The organism is Myxococcales bacterium (genome assembly GCA_016703425.1).
Classification (GTDB): domain Bacteria; phylum Myxococcota_A; class Polyangia; order Polyangiales; family Polyangiaceae; genus JADJCA01.
This window is the reverse complement of the sequence record JADJCA010000002.1, coordinates 765,955-783,795: the sequence shown is the minus strand read 5'-3', so window position 1 is coordinate 783,795 and position 17,841 is coordinate 765,955. Positions and strand designations below refer to the sequence as shown.

At 68.2% G+C, this 17,841-nt stretch carries 19 protein-coding genes; 11 read left to right on the top strand and 8 right to left on the bottom strand.

The window, feature by feature from the left end:
• Nucleotides 1–74: 74 nt before the first annotated feature.
• Complete coding sequence (locus IPG50_09705; protein ID MBK6692464.1) at nucleotides 75–1,490, bottom strand: sigma-54-dependent Fis family transcriptional regulator; 1,416 nt, start codon at nucleotides 1,488–1,490, stop codon at nucleotides 75–77.
• Nucleotides 1,491–1,645: 155 nt separating this feature from the next.
• Between IPG50_09705 and IPG50_09700 the strand changes: the two genes are divergently transcribed.
• The 4 genes from IPG50_09700 to IPG50_09685 all read left to right on the top strand — a co-directional run bounded on the left by IPG50_09700 (nucleotide 1,646) and on the right by IPG50_09685 (nucleotide 6,010).
• Nucleotides 1,646–2,845: a hypothetical protein gene (locus tag IPG50_09700; protein ID MBK6692463.1), complete on the top strand. Its 1,200-nt coding sequence runs from the start codon at nucleotides 1,646–1,648 to the stop codon at nucleotides 2,843–2,845.
• A gap of 49 nt (nucleotides 2,846–2,894) precedes the next feature.
• Nucleotides 2,895–4,760 carry a HEAT repeat domain-containing protein gene (locus tag IPG50_09695; protein MBK6692462.1) on the top strand — a complete coding sequence of 622 codons (1,866 nt, stop codon included), beginning with the start codon at nucleotides 2,895–2,897 and terminating at the stop codon, nucleotides 4,758–4,760.
• A gap of 135 nt (nucleotides 4,761–4,895) precedes the next feature.
• Nucleotides 4,896–5,108 carry a hypothetical protein gene (locus IPG50_09690; GenBank protein ID MBK6692461.1) on the top strand — a complete coding sequence of 71 codons (213 nt, stop codon included), beginning with the start codon at nucleotides 4,896–4,898 and terminating at the stop codon, nucleotides 5,106–5,108.
• Between the two features lie 44 nt (nucleotides 5,109–5,152).
• Nucleotides 5,153–6,010: a hypothetical protein gene (locus tag IPG50_09685; GenBank protein ID MBK6692460.1), complete on the top strand. Its 858-nt coding sequence runs from the start codon at nucleotides 5,153–5,155 to the stop codon at nucleotides 6,008–6,010.
• Nucleotides 6,011–6,085: 75 nt separating this feature from the next.
• Here IPG50_09685 and IPG50_09680 read toward each other — a convergent pair whose 3' ends face one another.
• Together IPG50_09680 and IPG50_09675 are read right to left on the bottom strand one after the other, a co-directional pair.
• Entirely contained in the window at nucleotides 6,086–6,700 is a 615-nt protein-coding gene (locus tag IPG50_09680; protein MBK6692459.1) for a hypothetical protein, read from the bottom strand.
• 69 nt (nucleotides 6,701–6,769) lie between these two features.
• Nucleotides 6,770–6,925 (bottom strand): hypothetical protein, encoded by a 156-nt coding sequence (locus IPG50_09675; protein MBK6692458.1) that lies wholly within the window; start codon nucleotides 6,923–6,925, stop codon nucleotides 6,770–6,772.
• A gap of 242 nt (nucleotides 6,926–7,167) precedes the next feature.
• Here IPG50_09675 and IPG50_09670 point away from each other — a divergent pair, with 242 nt between their 5' ends.
• Nucleotides 7,168–8,076, top strand: a complete 909-nt coding sequence (locus IPG50_09670; protein MBK6692457.1) for a hypothetical protein — start codon at nucleotides 7,168–7,170, stop codon at nucleotides 8,074–8,076.
• A gap of 344 nt (nucleotides 8,077–8,420) precedes the next feature.
• Here IPG50_09670 and IPG50_09665 read toward each other — a convergent pair whose 3' ends face one another.
• Nucleotides 8,421–9,119: a hypothetical protein gene (locus tag IPG50_09665; protein ID MBK6692456.1), complete on the bottom strand. Its 699-nt coding sequence runs from the start codon at nucleotides 9,117–9,119 to the stop codon at nucleotides 8,421–8,423.
• A 110-nt stretch (nucleotides 9,120–9,229) separates the two neighbouring features.
• Here IPG50_09665 and IPG50_09660 point away from each other — a divergent pair, with 110 nt between their 5' ends.
• The 3 genes from IPG50_09660 (at nucleotide 9,230) to IPG50_09650 (ending at nucleotide 11,237) form a co-directional block, all read left to right on the top strand.
• Nucleotides 9,230–10,066, top strand: a complete 837-nt coding sequence (locus tag IPG50_09660; protein MBK6692455.1) for a hypothetical protein — start codon at nucleotides 9,230–9,232, stop codon at nucleotides 10,064–10,066.
• A 93-nt stretch (nucleotides 10,067–10,159) separates the two neighbouring features.
• The gene (locus IPG50_09655; GenBank protein MBK6692454.1) at nucleotides 10,160–10,585 is read left to right on the top strand and encodes a hypothetical protein; all 426 of its coding nucleotides are present in this window, start codon (nucleotides 10,160–10,162) and stop codon (nucleotides 10,583–10,585) included.
• Between the two features lie 7 nt (nucleotides 10,586–10,592).
• Nucleotides 10,593–11,237: a hypothetical protein gene (locus IPG50_09650; protein MBK6692453.1), complete on the top strand. Its 645-nt coding sequence runs from the start codon at nucleotides 10,593–10,595 to the stop codon at nucleotides 11,235–11,237.
• A gap of 18 nt (nucleotides 11,238–11,255) precedes the next feature.
• Here the strand turns inward: IPG50_09650 and IPG50_09645 are convergent, their stop codons facing one another.
• Entirely contained in the window at nucleotides 11,256–11,915 is a 660-nt protein-coding gene (locus IPG50_09645; GenBank protein MBK6692452.1) for an SDR family oxidoreductase, read from the bottom strand.
• Between the two features lie 198 nt (nucleotides 11,916–12,113).
• Here IPG50_09645 and IPG50_09640 point away from each other — a divergent pair, with 198 nt between their 5' ends.
• Together IPG50_09640 and IPG50_09635 are read left to right on the top strand one after the other, a co-directional pair.
• A complete protein-coding gene (locus tag IPG50_09640) occupies nucleotides 12,114–12,977 on the top strand; it encodes a hypothetical protein (GenBank protein MBK6692451.1) in 864 nt (287 codons plus the stop codon).
• Nucleotides 12,978–13,070: 93 nt separating this feature from the next.
• A complete protein-coding gene (locus IPG50_09635) occupies nucleotides 13,071–14,573 on the top strand; it encodes a LamG domain-containing protein (GenBank protein MBK6692450.1) in 1,503 nt (500 codons plus the stop codon).
• A 54-nt stretch (nucleotides 14,574–14,627) separates the two neighbouring features.
• On the opposite strand, the gene IPG50_09630 is transcribed toward IPG50_09635, so the two are convergent.
• Together IPG50_09630 and IPG50_09625 are read right to left on the bottom strand one after the other, a co-directional pair.
• Nucleotides 14,628–14,936, bottom strand: coding sequence for a hypothetical protein (locus IPG50_09630; GenBank protein ID MBK6692449.1), 309 nt, complete (start codon nucleotides 14,934–14,936; stop codon nucleotides 14,628–14,630).
• Nucleotides 14,937–15,247: 311 nt separating this feature from the next.
• Nucleotides 15,248–16,039 carry a hypothetical protein gene (locus IPG50_09625; protein MBK6692448.1) on the bottom strand — a complete coding sequence of 264 codons (792 nt, stop codon included), beginning with the start codon at nucleotides 16,037–16,039 and terminating at the stop codon, nucleotides 15,248–15,250.
• Between the two features lie 153 nt (nucleotides 16,040–16,192).
• Here IPG50_09625 and IPG50_09620 point away from each other — a divergent pair, with 153 nt between their 5' ends.
• Entirely contained in the window at nucleotides 16,193–16,873 is a 681-nt protein-coding gene (locus tag IPG50_09620) for a hypothetical protein (protein ID MBK6692447.1), read from the top strand.
• Here the strand turns inward: IPG50_09620 and IPG50_09615 are convergent, their stop codons facing one another.
• Nucleotides 16,874–17,770: a hypothetical protein gene (locus IPG50_09615; GenBank protein ID MBK6692446.1), complete on the bottom strand. Its 897-nt coding sequence runs from the start codon at nucleotides 17,768–17,770 to the stop codon at nucleotides 16,874–16,876.
• Nucleotides 17,771–17,841 lie beyond the last annotated feature (71 nt).

Genomic DNA, 17,841 nt, shown 5'->3' with positions numbered 1-17,841 from the left:
AAGCGGCTTGAGACTAGTCGGTTCGTCGCCGCCGCGCCGCCTACGAAAGTAGGGGAAACGCTGGCCGCAAGCTTTCAGTCGTCGATGTTGAGCTTCTTCATGAGTCGGTGAAGCGCGTGCCGGCTCGCGAGGCCAAGGTCTCGCCATGCCTTGTCTTTTACCCCGCCATGCCGGGCCAAGGCGGCCCGGATTTCGTCAGCCCCGACCTCTCGGTTGGCGGGCCGGGCGACGGGTCGCAACACGGTGCGGACTTCCTTCGTGAGATCCAGTTCCTCCCCACCTTTCCGGTTCGAGCTGCTGCCGGCGGCTCTCATTAGCACGCCGTCGAGCTCGCGCACGTGGGTTGCGAAGCTGTGCTGAGTGAGGGCCCGGACCAGCTCGCTGGTGATTCGAGGCTCGCCATTTGTGCAAAATCGCTGAGCAAATTCGGCGTCTCGGGCCGCCGTTCGCTTGAGGATGTGGCGAGCCAAGAGGGCGATGTCCTCGCGCCGGTCGTCCAAGCCGGGCACCTGGACGCGCAGCGCGAGGCGCGCCGCGAGATCTTCCTTCAGCTCTTCGGGGGCTCGATTCGTGGCCGCCACGAGCCGGATGTCCGCGAAGCGCCGCTTCGGGTCGCCGAGCCGCTGGTATTCGCCGCCGTCTAGGACGCGGAGCAGGTGAGCCTGCATCTCGCTCGGCAGCTCCCCGATCTCGTCCAAGAAGAGCGTGGAGCCATCGGCCTGACCGATGAGGCCGAGGCGCTCGGGCATGCCGACGTTGGGATAGTTCGCGAGGTTGCCGAAGAGCTCGGCGTCGATAAGACCGCTCGGGAAGGTCGCGGCGTTGCGCGAGACGATGTCTTTCTTGGCGCGTGACGAGAGGCGATGAATGGCCTGGGCTACAAGCTCCTTCCCGGTGCCGCTCGAGCCCGTCACGAGGACGTGGGCGTTGCGTTTGCCCAGAAACGAGACCTGGTTTCGCAGGGTCCACGCGGGCGCGCTCTCGCCCACGATGCCGTAGGCGTCGGCTTCGCCGAAGGTAACGGGCGCCAGTTCATCACCGCCGGCCGCAAGAAACGCAGGCCTCCGCACGCAAAGGAACGCGTAGAGGTCGGTGATCTCGACGATGTCGCCTTCGCGAACCGTCGCGGATTGCACCTCGACGTCGGCGAAGCGAAGCGGCCGGTGTCCCACGCACTGGATCTCGATGGCGTCGAGGCTCACGTCGAAGCGAAGGTGCCGCCTTGAGAGGAACGGGTTGTCGCAGGGCGCACCCTTCAGGTTCTTCTCCGGACGCTGCCGAACGAAGCCCACCCGTGGCTCGCCGTCGTCGTCGGCGGGGCCTCGCCCAAAGACCGAGCCGCTTGTCGGGAAAAGCGCTTCGCCCAGGCGAGAAGGCTCCTCGCCAGCCCAAATGACGACGAGCGCGAGGCGGAGCTCCTCGCCTTCTTCGTCCTCGCCGCGACGCCGCGGCGTCGGCCCCTTGATGGTCGTGTGGCCCGAGTTCGGCATCGCGGGCCAAGCTACCAGACCTCGCGGACCTCGCCAGATCGTCGAAGCGGCGAGCGCACACAGCGCGGTCGCGCGCGCGCGCGTCAGCCGCCCCGCTGGAAAGGTGGGAGAACGGACGCGCTGTGGCCGGCACGGGGCCTGCTGAACGGGGCCGCATGAACCGCTCACTCCTCCACCCCGGCGTCCGCAAGGTCGCCGCTCACCTCTCCCCCCTCGTCGTGGCCGCCGCCGGGCTCGCCGCCGGCTTCGCGCCGAGCACTGCCCACGCCCAGACCAAGGGCGCCGCCCTCGCCGGCAACACCTCCGTGGTTGTCGCCGACACCGTCGTTGACCTCGGCAGCTACGACACGACGACGCTCAAGCACGCGGCCTATGGCCTCGGCTCCCTGCCGGTCCTCATCGCTCAGCCGATCAGCAGCGCCAACTGCCCGGTGGCCCAGGCGACCTACGACTGGGACCGCGCCTACGTGAAGCAAGACGAATTCGGAAACGGCACCTTCGGCGCCGGCTATTCCGCGGGCCTGACGTTCTCGAGCCGCGCCGGTCGTGGCAACGAGCGCGACTCGTTCACCGGTGAGGGGCTCCTCAGCGGCTACGTCACGGTCTTCGGCACCGACCACGAGGTCGCGCGCATCAGCGGCAAAGCCTCGATGACGGGGAGCCAAGGCACCTCGAGCTACTACGTGCGCCTCATGGGCGTGAACGTTCGTTCGAGGTCCGTCACTGGCAATTTCTCGGGCACCGAGTCGCTCGCCAACGCGTCGCTCTTCTCGGCGTCGAAGACCATCTGGCTCGGCCCGTTGCCCGTCAAGTTCACGGGCGCCGTGAAGGGCAACCTCGGCATCAACTACAACGCGCAATACGCCACCAGCACGCTGTCCGTCGACACGCTCCCGAACGCCGAACTTCTCGCGGTCGCCAGCGCGAGCATCGACGTGTTCCTGGCCAGCGCGGGCGTTACCGGGACACTCTCGCTGCTCAAGGCCGGCCTGCCGGCTCGCGCGGCGGCCGTCGTCGCGCCGAACAACGTCACCTATTCGCTCGACGCCGACCTCCAGCTCACGTCGCTCTCGGGCCGCGTCGACGCCTGGGCGCACGTGCCGGGCAAGACGTGGAGGCTCAACCTCGCGAGCTGGAGCCCGCTCTACCAAGGCACCTATCCCATCGTTCACATGCGCGCGTGCCAGAACCCCATCGTGCGTCCCGTTTGCGGCGACGCAGTCTGCGCGTCGGGCGAGACGTACACGAACTGCAGCGCCGACTGCGCAGCGCCGCCGCCTCCGCCCCCCGGCGACGAGGAGCCGCCGTTGCCGATCTACTGCAACTCCAAGCCCTGGATGTGCACCGACCTCTGAGGCGCGGCTCGCTTCGCACACGCACTCGTCACTGCAAGGAACGCATCTCATGAAGACCCTGGCTCTTTCGCGCAAGCTCACCCTCGGCGCTTTGGCCCTCGCCATCGCGTCCGGCTCGGTCATCGCCATCACCGGCGGATGCCACGGCGGGGGGCTCTCGTCCTCCGCTGGCGAGCACGAAGCTGCGCGAAGCGCCGCGCCCACGGCATTCGTCCACAACGACGCTCCCGCCGTGCGCGGTCGCGCGGAAGCGCCAGGGCTCCTTCATGTCTACGCCGTCAAAATGAGCCAGGAGCTTGGCTTCCTCGCCAAAGCAACGGATCGCGCGAGGCCCGAGTCGGCCACCGTCAAGCTCGGTCTGACGGCGGAGCTCCGTCTCGCCTACGTGGGCGCTGTTGGAGAGCAACATCGCCTCTTCGGTGAGCTCGTCGACGTGAAGGTGGCCATGAACGACGCCGACACCGCCGCCCTCGCCAAGGAGCTCGAGAAGCCGTTCTACGTGTCGGCCGATGCCGACGGCCGCGTGCGGGGCTACGCCTTCGCGCGCGGGCTGTCGTCGATGGCGCAAAACATGGTGCGCAGCGTCGTGGGGCAGGCGCAGATCGCTTCACGGCCTGACGCCACCTACGCCGCCGACGAGGACGACATTCACGGCAGCTACCAGGCCTCGTACACCCGGGCGCCGAACGGAAAATTGACGAAGACCAAGGGTCGCTACACGCGCGTCGCCACAGCGAGCGGCGTGGAGAGCGCCGACAAGAGCGCGCGCGTCGAGACGAACGGCGAGACGACAGCCCAGCTCGACCTTAGCGGTTGGGTCGTGGCGCTCTCCTCGAAAGAGAACAAGGTCGCCTCGCTCGGCGACGACATGCCGACGGCGCAAACGCGGCTCGAGCTCGACATGAAGCTCACGGGGACCCGCTTCGAGGGTTCCCTTGCCGGCCGCTTCGAGCGCGAAGCGAGCGGGCTCACGCTCGTGGGGCCCTTCGGCACCGGCGACGATGGCGCCTCCGCGCGGCTCGCCGACGAGCGCCTCGTCGCACAACGCTCACTCACGGACATGCTCGCCGACGCGCGCGGCGCGGACGGCGACGCACCGCGCGCCGTGCTCGCCGAGAAGATGGCGGCGCGCTTTCGCCTCACGCCGACCGATGCGGAGAGCGCAGCCGCGCTCGCAGGCAAGCTTTCGGTGAAAGACGCGCAGCTTCTCACGTCGGCGCTCGCAAGCGCCAAGACGCCGGAGGCGGTCCGTGCCATCGGTGCCATCGCGAACCAAAAGGACTTGTCCGTCGAGGTGCGTACGCAAGCCGCCACGCAGCTCGCCTTCGCGGGGCCTCACGCCGCCGAGGCGCGCGACGCGCTGGTGCAGGCGATGGGCGACGGCTCGCGTGACGTGCGTACGAGCGCGGCGCTGGCCCTCGGCAACGTGGCGCGCGAGCTGGGTGGCGACGCGACGCTTGTGGGTGAGCTCGTTCACGGCGTCCGCGGCGCCAAAGACGACGACGAGCGCGTCGCGTTCCTCCACGCGCTCGGCAACAGCGGCAGCCTCGAGGTTCTCCCGCTAGCCAAGGAGGCGCTGACCAGCGAAAACGAGTCGGTGCGCGAGGCTGCGGTGCAGGCGCTCAGGTTCTTGCCGCTCGGTGAGGCCGACCCGATGCTCGACCTCGCCGCTACGAACGACGAGTCCGAGAACGTGCGCCAGGGGGCCGTCGACGCGATGGGCTTCCGCATCGTCGAGCGCCACGCCACAGCGCTCCACCGCGTCCTCGACGCCGATCCGAGCCGCAAGGTTAAGGTCGAGGTGTTTCGGATCGTGACGCGCGCGCTCGCGGTGCGAGGCCAGACACTCTCCAAAGAGGGGCGCGTGAGGCTCGAGGCGCTCCTGGCAAAGGCACCGCCGCCCACGAGCGATTGATGTGCCGCGTGCGCGGGCCGTGCGCGCTCTTGTGCGCGCGCGCCCCACGCCGTCGGCAAGTTCGCGGATCCATGCGGAGCGCGCCTGGCATGGCCCGTGCTCCTTGGACGTCACACGCAAAGGAAGCTGATCCTCATGAACGCCAAGCACATCGCCTTCGTCGCCTCGGTCCTCGTCTCCTTCGTCGCCGGGTGCACCGGGGACGTCGCCGAGGAGGAGTCGTCGGTCCCCGAAATGGAGTCCACGCTCGAGACCCAGCAGGACGCAAAGGGCACGAAGAAGAGCGACGCCGGCTCACAGCCGTTCCTCAAGGTCGAGCTCAAAGAGGTCTTCGTCTCGAGCTACTGAGCGACGCGACAAGCCGTCGCGACAAGATCGCTTAGCATCGACGGATGCGCCGCGGAGCCTGGGTCGGTCTCTTCTCTACGCTGAGTCTCTTCGCCGCGTGCGGCGACGAACGCGACGTCGTCATTCCGCCGCTCGACGAGAGCGACGGTGGCGCCCAAGACGGCTCGATGTCTCAAGATGGAGCGTCATCGAACGACGCCGGGGTGAACGACAGCGAGGCGAACGACACCGGGGCTAGCGACACCGCCGTAAGCGATGCCCCGAGGGATGCCTCGACGGACGCCGATGGCTCTCGCGATGGCACCATGAGCGATGGCGCTGGCGACGGCGCGAGCTCGGACGCGAACAGCGACGCTCCCGACGCGCGTTCGGACGCGCCCACGCACGGCGACGCTGGCACGGACGCGGCGACGGACAGCGGCATCCCGCAAGTGCTCCTTCTCGACGAGGCTTTCGGCGCCAACACCTATGGCGGTGGCCTGAACGCAGCGGGCAACTGGGTCACCTCGGGGACGCTCGTCGCGACGAACGCCGGCACACAGTGGTTTGGGTCCGGCAACGGATCAAACAACACATTCTTCAACCTGTACTTCAAGAAGGCGCTCGGGGGCGTCGTCGAGAACCGACCCTACGCCGTGTCGTTTTACGTCGTGCTCCCTGAGGACGGCTCCATTCAGCCGATTGAGTTATCCGACTTCAGCGTGCTCCGGATCGGCGGTCCGACGGGAAGCGTGAATTGGACCAGCACCCCGTCGCCGACAGTGAGCGACGTTTGGGTGAAGTGGACCGGCACTTACACGCCATCGCTCGCCGATGTCGGCGGCCCCTTCTTCTTCGAGATGAAGTTCGACCTGCCGAGCATGCACAGCGTGGGCGTCGACGGGCCTATCGGGATCGAGTGAACACCCGGTGCGGGAGCGCGACCTCGTGCTTTGCAGGGATTCACGCAGGCGCGGAGGAAGCCGCGCACTCGTCGCTCAATACATCGGCACGCCAGCGTCCCACGGGGTTGGCACCGGGCAAGCGCTGGCGCTGCTCGCGTAACAGGTGCCCGTCGCCACGTCGCAGCAGTTCGCGCCACCGCTCGGGGCCGACGGGCACGAGGCGCTGCACTCGCCGTCGCTGCTGCAGTGAGCCATGCAGACCTTGGGGCGGGCCAGGCAACTCTTCAACGCTGACTCTTCGTCGGTGCATCGCGACAACGTCGTCGACCCGTTGAAGGCGCACGAGGTGAACTTGCCGCCGAGGACGGCGCACTCGAGGAACGTGGTCCACTCGGCGCCGCAGGCGCTGCCCGCTGCCTTCGCACGCGCCTCGCATGACGCGGCGCACTTCGTCGTGTCGCAACCGGTGGCGAGCTCCGCGTCGGCCTTCGCGCAAAAGGCCGCGCAGTTGACCTTGCCGGGCGCCTTGCCGGCATCGGAGGCTTGAGGGCTCTGGGACACAGAAGGCCCGCTCGCAGACGGCCCCGGGCTGGGTTGCGTCGCGCCGCTGCCGCCATCGCCGGCGAACCCGCCGCCGCCGCCCGAGCTGCAGGCCGCAGAAATCGTGAGAATGACGAGGGTGCCGGCCGTTCGAAGGGGGAGTGACATCGAGGAGAGGAGCCTCGCCGCGGTGCCGTGTCGCAAGGTTTCGGAGGGGCCGGCGCACCTCGCGTCCTCTCACCGAGCGTTAGGCGCGTCCCGGTCGATGAAGACGACGGCCGGGAGCGGGTCCACGTTGCCCTGGCAGGTCGGGCGCGCCTCGGCGAGGACCTTGGCTCGCGGGTCGACGACCTTCGCGAGATCGAGGTCGTCGGTGTAGACGAGGTCCGACACCGACAGCGCCCTCGATGAGAGGGGGAACCTTCCGAGGCCGTTGTCGTAGCTCTGACCGCAATAGACGTGGCCGTTCGACTCCGCCCAACCGCGCGCAGGTCGAGCCCCGTGAGCCGAGCGGTCCCCTGCGCCGCGTCGTCGCCTTGCACGACAACGCCGCCGCCGCGCTGCGCGAAACGCAGGAGCGAGTCGATGGTGACCTCGTCGTCGATCTTGTGACCCGGGTTCGACAACCAAACCACGTGAGGCAGCTTGCCGTCCTTCATGCGGAGGTCGCTCCAGGCGAGGCCCGTCGCCGGCTCATCGATGAGCTCGACCTTTGCCTTGGTGGTCGTGATGATGAGCGCCGTCGCGACGAGCAACCGAATCGTTGTGCGTCGCTCCGTCAGCTCGACGGTGAGGCGCGAGACCTCGTCTTCGATGATCGCTTGGATCTTCGTCACGGTGATCTCGACGCCGAGGCGCACCTCGATGGCGAGGCGTGCCTCGGTGCGCGTGAGCAGCTCGCCGAGGGCTTGCGTGATGGCGGCGGCGTCGCCGGCGTTTTCGCCGTGGTGCGCGTCGTCGAGAGCGAGCAGCACGCGCGGGGCCTCGCCCGATGGGAGCGCGGGCATGACACGCTTGGCGAGCTCCGCGGCAAGATCGGCGGCGTCCGGCGCGAGGGCGTCGCTTCGCGCTGCGCTCGCCGTAGCGGCGGAGGCCTTCGACTCGAGCATGCCGAACGTCAAGAGGCTCGTCGCGATGCGCCCGCGCTGCATGAGCCGGCCGTCAACGCGGCGATCAAGGAGCCACTCGCCGTTGGCGGCGCCGCAGGTGTCGACGATGAGGCGGCCGTCTTTGGACGCGAGGCACAAGTTCGAGCCCGCAGCCTTCGCGTAGGCCTCGACGCGGACCGGCGAGGCGAGATGGGCCGTCGTGTCGAGCGGCTTGCCGACGCGCCACGTTTGGTTCGCCTGCCCATGGCAGGGGTGAAACATCACGGCGGCGCCCGGTGCCTTGATGGCGAACTGAACGTCGAGGCACTGCGTGGGATCGGACGCGAGCTTAATGGCGCCCGAGGCGGCGTGGTACGTCAGCTCGGGCGTTCCTGCGCAGCTGCCGGTGGCGGCCAGCGGCACGTTGCTAGGCGCCGCGCCGATGCACGACGGTGACGTCGCCGAGGCGACCACGAACTTCGCCGGCACGGCCCGCGAGAGGGCGCTCTCCGAGGCCCCGTCGTCGCTGTCGTCGACGGCACTCGCGCAACCGGGAACGCACAAGGTCAACGCCAAGCACGACGCCACGATTGACGGGCGAGCGCGCAAGGGAAGGCGAGGCCGGGTACCGACGACGAGCGTGGCGAGCGAACCGAGAGAGCGCATGAGAGGTCCTTTTCTTCGTGCGCGCACGTCGCGTGCTGGCGCTTCGAAGGGGAGAGTGGTTGGGAGACCGCGTGTAACGCGAAATGCGCGGTGCGCTCGAATTTGCCCTGCTTGTGGCCGCGGCCGGTGTGGCTTCAGAATTCGCCTGAGAGCACCAAGCCGCGCGGCAGGTACTGGCTTGCGCCCTTGTCGCCCGCAAGGGGACTAAGCACGGGCCATTGAGCCACCGAGCCGGGGTTCAAGATCGAGAGCCGCAGCTTGGGCCCCGCGCTCGCAAAGACGATGCCTCCAGCGATGGCCGCTGTGAGGCCAATGCCTGCGCCCGAGATCCAGGCGACCTTGAAGCCATCGGTGAGGTTCCGGCAAGGATCGTCGTTCGGTTGCGGCCTTCCGAACGCGTCGACCCTTTGGGTCTGCCGGCAAAAGATGAGCGGCAGGGCCACGGCGGCAACGACGACAACGGCCCCCGCGACCAACGCCACGAGTGCCACCTTTCGAACGGCAGGGGCACCGGCCGTCAGCGTGACGCGACTCGGCCCTTCCACGAAGAGCTCTTGGCTGACGTCGCCTACCTTGAGGGTGACGTAGCCCGGTTCAACGTGCAATGTGCATGGAGCCGTGCAGTGCTCGACGCCAGCAGCGCTCGCGACGCGGACGGAGCCAACGGCCTCGATGTGGATGGGCACGCGGGTGCTGTCGGCGGCAGCGGGCGCGTCGGCCGGTTGAACGGACGCCTGTTGCGCAGAGGCGCGCGATGCGTGGCCAAGTGTCCCAATGCTCCCGGCGAGCAAGGTGAGCCACGGCACGACTCGACGGGGCCGACGCCAAGGCATGGTGCTAAGCGTACCCGAGCGAGTCTCGAATGGAACGGCTTGCCGTTTGGGCTCCCTTCGCGGCGCGGTACGCTTCTCGCGTCGGCTCCCGAGGCCGTCAAGTCTGCCTGATGCCCAAGCTCGACTCGACATCTTGGTTCGCCCTCGACTCGGTCGGCCACGTCGCGTCGTTTGCGCCGGGGCGCCGCGGTGCGGTCCCGAGCGGCGCGGTCACCTCGGACACGCTGGCGGCCTTTCTCGTCCGCGCGACATGCATCGCGCAGAAGCTCGCGACGACGCCACCGGCTGCGTGGCCCGCATCTCAGGCGCCGCGGGGGTCGTCAGGCCGGACGCCAGAACGATGCGTCCTCGCCGTCGACGACGCCGTTCGCGGCTACCGAGATGGCGAGTCGCTCGCGCTTCTGCGAGCGCTTGAGCCCGATGCGATCGTACTCCGCGCCTCCGGCCCACGGCTCCTTGCGACGAAGGTTCCTCTCGACGAAGCCCAGTGCGCGGCGTTGCAGCGCGCCCCGGTCACGCTCGGCCTCTGGTCCGCCAGTGCCGTCGCCGACCTGCTTGCCGATGCAGTTGCCGCGCCCCACTTCGCCTACGAACACGAAGGAGCCGAGGCTCCGCCTGGGCTCTACCGAAGGGTTTCGGTGCCCGAGGTGCCTCTCGAAGTTCGTGTGCTCCCCGAGGAGGCGCGGGCCGGGATACAGACGGCGCGTACGCCCGTACGATTCTCGGAGCGTTCGTCGCTCGACGTGTCGGCGCTCTTCGGCGATGCCTCGGTCGACATGGTCGCCGCACCGCCAGACGGGGACGACGAGTCCTATGTTGTCGACCAAGTGGGGGTCGACCGGTCGCTCGACACTGGACCGAGTCCTGAGCTCCAACTCGTTGGGGCTGCGTTTTTCCTGGGGCTCTCCACCGTCATCACCCTCCTCCTAGCCCTGTCCCACTGCTGAACAGCGCCGTCGAACCAGACCCTTTCCGCCTTGGCACGGCTCCCTTTCCGGCGGCGCGCTACCGGGCGCGCTCTCGCGTGCCATACGGACGCCATGCAAACGACACGACGCGAAGCGCTCCGGGCGATGACGATGTTTGCGGGGACGCTCTTCGCGCTGCCGCACCTCAGCGGTTGCTCCGGCGATCCCAGTGGCGACAACCTCGACGATGAGGAGCAAGGCGAGAGCGAGGAGGAGCTGCGTCGAAAGAAGGACGGCAGCACCGCGGCCGCCAAGTGCACCGACAACGCGCGTGACAAGACCATCTCGTTCAATCATGGACACGAGCTTCGCGTCTCGAAAGAGGACGTCGCGGCCGGCGCCGCGCAGACCTACTCGATTGGCGGCCAGGCCGATCACAGCCACTCGGTCACGCTGACCGCTGCCCACTTTACGAAGATCCGCGCGAACAAGAGCGTCAAGATCACCTCCACGGACGCCTTCGGGCATTCCCACGTCGTGACGGTCAGCTGTGGTTGAGGCGCCGATGAGATCCCTCACTACGCTTTCGCTCGCGTCCGCGTTGATGGCGGGCTTGGCCCTTAGCGCTGCCTGTTCGGCCGACGCCGTCGCCGCGCGCCCCTCGGGCCTCGCCGGCTCCGACGTCGCCGCCGTTGACGAGGATGAAGACGTGGACGACGCCCTCGATGCGGGCCGACGGGACGCGTCGAAGAAGAAGGACGCGACCGGTGACGTCGCGCAAGAGGAAGAGGAGGAAGAGCCGAGCGATGCTTCCGCGGTGGCCGACGCCACCCCCGTTGCGACAGATGCGAAGGCGCCTGAGGCTGGACCGGCGGGACCGACCTTCTCGGACGTCTACGCGAAGGTCATTGGCGTTTCATGCGTGGGCTGTCACGGGCCAACGCACGTCACTGGGCTCGACATGAAGACCAAGTCAGCGGCCTACAGTCACCTGGTCGGCGTCAAAGCTGGAACGGGCGGCGCCGGCTCGTGCAATGACGGTCTGCGAACGCGCGTTGTGCCCGGCGATGCCAACGCCAGCCTGCTCTATCGGAAGCTCGCCCACACAAACGACTGCGGCAGCGGCATGCCGCTTGGCGGCGCGAAGCTCTCAAAGACGAAGCTCACGCTCGTTCAAGCTTGGATCAACGCCGGCGCCCTCAACAACTAGCGCTAGGACCTACGGCGCCTACCAGGGCAGCGCTTCCCCGTTCTGGTGGAAGAACCTCCCCGAGCGCGCCTCGTCGAGCTCGTCGATGCGCGCCACGAGCCCCTTGGCCGACTCCGCCGCGGGGATGCCGCTCTGGCCGGTCATCGCGGTGGCGACCATTCCCGGGTGAAAGATCCCGACGGCGATGCCGCGCGGCGCAAGATCCCGCGCCAGCGATACGAAGGCGGCGTTCACCGCGGCCTTCGACATCCGATAGCCGTAATAAGCGCCGGAGCCGTTGTCCGCGATGGAGCCCATGCGGCTCGTGATCACGACGACCTTGCCCGCGCGCTGCATGAGCGGCAGGAGCGCCCGCGTCAGTCGGAGGGGCCCCAGCGCGTTGACCTCCATCTGGCGGAGGAGCGACGCATGGTCGAAAGAGTCGAGGGTGTCGCGCTCCAGAATGCCCGCGTTGTTCACGAGGACATCCACGCGCGTGCCGCTCAGTCGCTCGGCGACGCTTGCGATGTTCGCGTCGCTCGAGACGTCGACGCCGTCTAAGACGCGCGCTTTCGTCGCTTCGAGCTCTTTCGACGAGGAGCGGCAGAGCGCGACGACCGCATCGCCACGCGCGACGAGGGCGCGCGCGAGTTCAAGTCCGATGCCGCGATTCGCGCCCGTGATGGCGTAGGTCTTCATCGGGCGAGCCTAGCCTGCGGGAGGCGTCGCCAGTGCCTTTTGAAGCGCCGTGTCGATCACCACGAGTGGCCCAGGCTCACCGTCGAGATCAGCTGCGTGTCGAAGACGCGGTCGCGTCCCGCCCGTTCGAGGCCAGGGCTCAGCCGAAGGTGCCGGCTCTTGGGGAGAACCTAGGCGTCCTCGGGGTATAAGGAGCCCATGCGCCTCCGCCTTGCGTCGGTTCTCTGTTCTGGGGTGGTGGCCTTCGGCGTTGCTGCATGCTCCGGGGGTGGCACTTCGCCGAGCGGCGTCGGCCCCGATGGCGGTGCCGGCGGCGTCACTGTGTCCGACGGGGCCGCGGTCACTCCGGCGCCGGTGGCAGGAGGCGCCGGTGCCGAACCGCACACGCCGGCGGCGGGGTGCCGCGCCGGATTTGTCGCGTGCGGCGCCAGCAAGCCCGCGGTCTGCGCCCACGTCGAAGACGACTACTCGCACTGTGGCAACTGCGAGACGATGTGTTCCGGCGGCTCGTGCGTTGACGGCAAGTGCGTCGCCAGCTCGCAAGCGTGCCCCTTCGGCGCCGCGTGCGGAGCCGCGTGCATCAAGAACCGTGGCGCGAACGCCGAGCACTGCGGAAGCTGCTTCAACCGATGCGGCGATGCGTCGCTCTGCGTGGGCGGTGAATGCGTCGCCGGCGGCGGCGACGGTTCGTCGTGCGCGTCGCCGCTGTTCTGGGACCCCTACGATCAAGAGCGCGCCGGCTTTCGGACGACGTTTTCGCCGGGCACAACCTTCGTTCATCCCTGTGGACCGCTCACCGCGATCCCCACGAAGTGGTTCCGCTTCACCGGCACGAAGGCCAACACCAACGTGTCCGTCGACGGGACCGTCGATGCCGACGCCTTCGTCGTGACGGTGTTCTCGTCTTCCGAATGCAGCGAGGCCGTCGTCGTCGGCTGCAGCGCCGAGAAGGTCGAACCATCGGTCGACGTCCCTAACGCCAGCGGCAAGACGTTCTTCGTGGCCGTGGGCGCCGTGTCGGTTACAGCCGCGAACTCGGCGAGCATTCGCGTCGACCACTGACGCATCGCTCATGCACGCACGGCGTGCGCCGAAGCCGCGTCCCCGCCTGAATTCTTGATCGAAAATCGAAGCGCGGCTCACTACCATCGGCGCATGCTGGTCCGCTCTGCGTTCGCCCATCACGCTGTCGTCGTCGCCCTTCTCCTGGGAGCGTGCGCTGCCGCGTGCGGGAGCGGCGAGGGGGCGCTGCTCGGGACGGAGAACGCGGCGGAAGACGCGGCCGGCGGCGGAAATCCCGACGCGTCCACCGCGTCGGGAGAAGCAGGAGCGCCTGATGGCGGAGTCGGCGATGGCGCCGCCACCCTCGACGCAACGCTGCCGGACGGCGGCGCCGACGACGCGGCGCAGGGCGACGCCCCGGCGGCGGACAGCGCGGCCGACAGCGCGGCCGCGGATTCGAGCGCCGACGCTGACGCAGCGAGCGCCACGAATAAGCCCAACGGCGCGACGTGCGTCTCCTTCGCGGAGTGCGCGTCGCAGATCTGCGCCGTCGGCGTTTGCGTGGCGAGCACCTGTACCAACGGGCAGAAAGACGGAGCCGAAACGGCCATCGACTGCGGCGGCGCGGCTTGTTCACCGTGCGAAACGGGGCTCGCCTGCTCCGTCGGAAACGATTGCCGCACGAACGTCTGCCAAGACGGGGTCTGCCGTCACGCGACCTGCGGCGATGGCGTCAAGGGCGGCTCCGAGGTTGGCGTTGATTGTGGTGGCCCCTGCGGCCTCTGCCCGACGGGAGCGAGTTGCGGCGTGCCCGCCGACTGCGCATCGCGCGTGTGCACCCTCACGACGTGCGTCGCGGCGACGTGCAGCGACTTGGTCAAGAACGGCACCGAGAGCGACGTCGACTGCGGCGGTGGGTGCGCCAAGAAGTGCGAGGCGAACGCGTCCTGCTCAGTCAATCAGGACTGCGCCGATGGCATCTGCACGACGGGTCATTGCGAGCGATACAAGACGCTCGTGCTCATGCACTTCGATGGCGTCAACGCCGGCACTGCCTTCCCCGAGGAGCGCGGTCGCGCCGTCTTGGCCACCTTTGGCCTCGCCACATCGACCATCGAAAAGAAGATGGGCACTGGCAGCGCCTACTTCTCCGGACCGGGCATGAAGCTCCGCATTCCGTACGCGTCGGATCTCGTGCTTGGCACCGACGCCTTCACCCTCGAGTACTGGTGGTATCCGGTCTCGTGGCCCGCGCGCGGCTCGGTCTACCTCGTCACCGACGACGCCCCCACGACCTGGCTCTTTGGCATCGGCAAGGACTTCTTCAGCGACATCTCCTTCACGTTCCAGAATCACAACAGCGTGGGCTCGCCGCCCTTGGGCGACGGTTTCGCTGCGGCGATCACAGGATTCGGGGCCGGATGGCACCACCTCGCGGTCTCGCGGCAGGGGACGACGCTGCGGCTCTTCGTAGACGGCGTTGAGAAGGCGAGTGTCACGCCGGCGCCCGGGCCCAACGTGGCCGGTGCCCCGGCCGACGTACTGCTGCTCTTGGCGGACAACACGACTGGCTACGTCGACGAACTCCGAGTTTCGAGCGTGGCGCGCTACACGGCGGCCTTCACGCCGTCGACGGCTCCCTTCGAGCTCGACTGAGCGCCGATGGGCTCGTTGGCGCGAGCGGTCGGTGAAGGGCAAGCTCAACGTCGCTCAGTAGGCACCCCTGAAGAATGGCTCGTCGTCGAACGCGGCGTCGCTGTTCGCGGGCTCCGCGTCGTACCAGGCGTCGACCCAGCCGACGTCCGCACTGACCGGCGAGCTAGCCTCCGGTGCGTCGCCGGCGCCGGGGACGTAGTCGTTGTCGTACATCGCGTTGGCTTCGCGGCCCGCCCAGCTGATGGCCATGCGCGGCGGGTCAATGCCGAACTCTGACTCGGAGATCGCTTGCGAGACCGCTCCGACCTCGCCGCCACACACCCAAGCCAAGAGCTCTTCGCCAATCTCGTCGTCGTGGATCATGAGCTGCGAGAGGCACGAGCTGTGCCCGCATCGAGTTCTCCTGAACTCACCACTCGCGACGACACATGAAACGCCACAACGCGGCGCTTCGCGCCGAAGGGTGCACGCCCCGCGCGGCCGCGCGATGGGCTGGACAATGAACTCAGCCTTGACCAGGTGAACCCCAGCGCGGTCAGTTGTGCGCATCGCTCGGCGCCTCGCCGCGAGCAGCTCGGCGGCGCTGGGAATCCTGGTGGGCCTACCCCAGCGAAGCGACGGCAGCGAGAGGCCCGCACTGGCGATCGTGAAGCAACACGCAGGCCCCTGCGCCGCTACGGGCACGCCACCGTGTTGGCCGCGCGCGGCGTTCCGATGTCTGTCGCGTTGTAAGCGGTGACGGCGGCCGGCGCGATGCACTGGACCTTGCTGCCATCGATCATGATCGACTTGCCGGCGGTCGTGTTTGCCCACGTCACGGTGTCGAGCACGGTTCCGTCGACGCCAATCATCAACGTGCCGCTCGCGTTGACAAGGCTCACCGTCGTGACCACGTCTACGGTCACGGTGCCGAGCCCGTTGGTAGCGCCCGTTGCGTTTCGCGCGAAGAGAACGAACTGCCCTGACGTTACGGGCACGCAGTTCGCCGACGTAAAGGCAGCGCCAAGCGAGGTCGTTCCTGCCTGCACGCCGTTGAGGTCGAAATTCGCCGTTGCGTGGAGCTCAAACCATTCGCCGTTCGCGTCGGTGACGGCCGTCGGGTTGGGCATCCACTCGGAGATCACGAGCTGTCCGGCAGTCGGCTTCACGATGGCGCGCGTCGCGCCCAGCCCCGTGTCGAAACATTGACCGGCAACCGGGCCGGCTTCCGCGGACGCGTCGGGCTTCGGGGGCACCTTCGCGTCAGCCGCGTCGCGGCCCGCGTCCAGGTCTGGGAACGGCAACGGCGGGTCCTCGCCGTCGACGAGGCTTGCTCCGTCGCGGACCTTGGCATCGGCCTTCGCGACAGGGGCGTCGGAGCTCGCGTCGCTCAGCGTCGCGAATCGACCGCCGCTGCTGGCGCACGACGCCGCGGCCATCGTGAAAGCGAACCCCGCGACCACCGACGGTCCAACGCAACGACGCATCCCTCGTTGATAGCGCATGTGTGTCAATTTGTCTCAGCGGTGACCGCTCGGCGGTCGGCGCGCCGCCCGTGGTCCCTCGAGGGCTCAACGCGTCGAGCGTGCGTGTCGCATCCGGATCATCGACGCCGGGCCATGTGTCGCTACAGACGGAGCATGCATCCCACAAGGCTCGCGGTCCTCGCTTCCCTCGGCTTCTTCCTCGGTTGCAGCGCGCGCGATGACGTTGCCCCCGAAGCCTCCGGCGCGCCGGCTTCCCCCGCGCTCAGCGCTACCGCGGAAAGCTCAGACGACGCGGGGCCCGACTCCGCGGCACCGGACGCGTCCGCGTCACCCGTCACGCCTGGACCGTCGTTCACCGTTCCGGCGAGCGAGCTCCACATCAGCGATCTGTGGGCGCCGTCAGGGATCTCTTCGAACTACACGCTGACGACGTCGCCCTCTGGGGATGTCGCGACCCTCGCAGCAGGTCCCGGGGCCACGGGCGCGACCTGGAGCGCCGCCACCGTCACGCGTCCCATCGGCGACGACATCCTGGGGAGGCGGTATCGGTTGCGCGCCAAGCTGCAGACCGACGACGTGAAGTCAGCGTTCCTCTGGTTGCGCATCGACACCCCAACCGGCTGGACCATCGACAACATGGCGGAGCGGCGGCTCGAAGGAACAAGCGGCTGGGCGGACGTCTCCATTGTCCTCGACGTAGACGACGAGGCGGTCCGCTTCGCCTTTGGCTTCGCCATGACGGGCCCCACGGGGAGCGTCTCGGTGCGCGACATCCGCCTTGAAGAGGTGGGCCCCAAAGTGGCGACGACGCCATCGTTCAGCGGCGGGCTGTGATCATCCGAGCGCCGCAAATCGCCGTCGCACGAGACCCGGCGAGGGCATCCCCCTTTGGGCGAGCGCGCGGCAAAAGGCGTTCGGTGAGGCAAACCCCACGGCGCGCGCGATGCGCTCGGTCGTCGCATCAGGGTGCGTCATCGCCCAGGAGGCCCGCGCCAATACCGTGCGTGAAACGTGTGCGCGGAACGACTCTTCGCGCTGCCCCCACAGCTTGCACAGCGACGCGAAGCCACGTTGCAGCGTGCGCGCCGACAGCGCACTCGCGCCTTCCACGTCGACGAGCATCGCGCGGCTGCCGGTCTGCGAAAGGGCCAGGTCGACGGCGCGTCCGAGTCGCCGGAGCGAGTCGCTGACCGGTGTAGGCACGAGCTCTCTTGGCATGGGGAGTCCTTCCGCCCTGAGCTGCGCGAAGAGCTCCAATACCGCCGCATGAACCAACGGTTCAAGCGAGGGAGCCTGCCACGCGCGTTCGATGGCCGTGCACAAGTTGACGGCGACGGCGTGCATCGTTTCGGGGTGAACTCGCCCTCGATCGAAGCCCAGTGGGCCATGTTCGTTCGTGGTCTCGACGTTCATCGAGAACGACTCGACGTCATCTGCCTCGAGCCGAACGCGACTGCTGGCGCGTCCAGGAAACGTGAAGAGCAGACCCGGCGCCGCTTCCACCTTTGGATGCCCAGCGCGCCCCACGAGTCCGCGTCCCTCAAGCGCAACGCTGACGAGGTTGGTCCCTTCGGTCGGGCGGCCGTGACCAAGGAGCGGAATGAGGTCGTCGTCGGCGCCCATGTGCACTTGCCGGACGAGGTGAATCCAGAAGCCTCGCGCGTAGACGCCCCAAAAGCGGCGGTGCACGCCGAGATCGTCGATGTCGAAACGCTGGACGCTGAGGAGCACGCTTGGGGGGAAGCAAGCCGCGCGCCACACGGGCCCGCGCCCACAAACGAAATGCTCACTTTGGTGAGCGT

Bases quoted from the DNA above. Each gene is read 5' to 3' on its own strand.
- IPG50_09660 (MBK6692455.1), top strand. From the start codon at position 9,230: ATGCCCAAGCTCGACTCGACATCTTGGTTCGCCCTCGACTCGGTCGGC.
- IPG50_09630 (MBK6692449.1), bottom strand. From the start codon at position 14,936: ATGATCCACGACGACGAGATTGGCGAAGAGCTCTTGGCTTGGGTGTGT.
- IPG50_09705 (MBK6692464.1), bottom strand. From the start codon at position 1,490: ATGCCGAACTCGGGCCACACGACCATCAAGGGGCCGACGCCGCGGCGT.
- IPG50_09655 (MBK6692454.1), top strand. From the start codon at position 10,160: ATGCAAACGACACGACGCGAAGCGCTCCGGGCGATGACGATGTTTGCG.
- IPG50_09690 (MBK6692461.1), top strand. From the start codon at position 4,896: ATGAACGCCAAGCACATCGCCTTCGTCGCCTCGGTCCTCGTCTCCTTC.
- IPG50_09620 (MBK6692447.1), top strand. From the start codon at position 16,193: ATGCATCCCACAAGGCTCGCGGTCCTCGCTTCCCTCGGCTTCTTCCTC.
- IPG50_09700 (MBK6692463.1), top strand. From the start codon at position 1,646: ATGAACCGCTCACTCCTCCACCCCGGCGTCCGCAAGGTCGCCGCTCAC.
- IPG50_09635 (MBK6692450.1), top strand. From the start codon at position 13,071: ATGCTGGTCCGCTCTGCGTTCGCCCATCACGCTGTCGTCGTCGCCCTT.
- IPG50_09625 (MBK6692448.1), bottom strand. From the start codon at position 16,039: ATGCGTCGTTGCGTTGGACCGTCGGTGGTCGCGGGGTTCGCTTTCACG.
- IPG50_09650 (MBK6692453.1), top strand. From the start codon at position 10,593: ATGAGATCCCTCACTACGCTTTCGCTCGCGTCCGCGTTGATGGCGGGC.
- IPG50_09645 (MBK6692452.1), bottom strand. From the start codon at position 11,915: ATGAAGACCTACGCCATCACGGGCGCGAATCGCGGCATCGGACTTGAA.
- IPG50_09640 (MBK6692451.1), top strand. From the start codon at position 12,114: ATGCGCCTCCGCCTTGCGTCGGTTCTCTGTTCTGGGGTGGTGGCCTTC.
- IPG50_09680 (MBK6692459.1), bottom strand. From the start codon at position 6,700: ATGTCACTCCCCCTTCGAACGGCCGGCACCCTCGTCATTCTCACGATT.
- IPG50_09665 (MBK6692456.1), bottom strand. From the start codon at position 9,119: ATGCCTTGGCGTCGGCCCCGTCGAGTCGTGCCGTGGCTCACCTTGCTC.
- IPG50_09695 (MBK6692462.1), top strand. From the start codon at position 2,895: ATGAAGACCCTGGCTCTTTCGCGCAAGCTCACCCTCGGCGCTTTGGCC.
- IPG50_09685 (MBK6692460.1), top strand. From the start codon at position 5,153: ATGCGCCGCGGAGCCTGGGTCGGTCTCTTCTCTACGCTGAGTCTCTTC.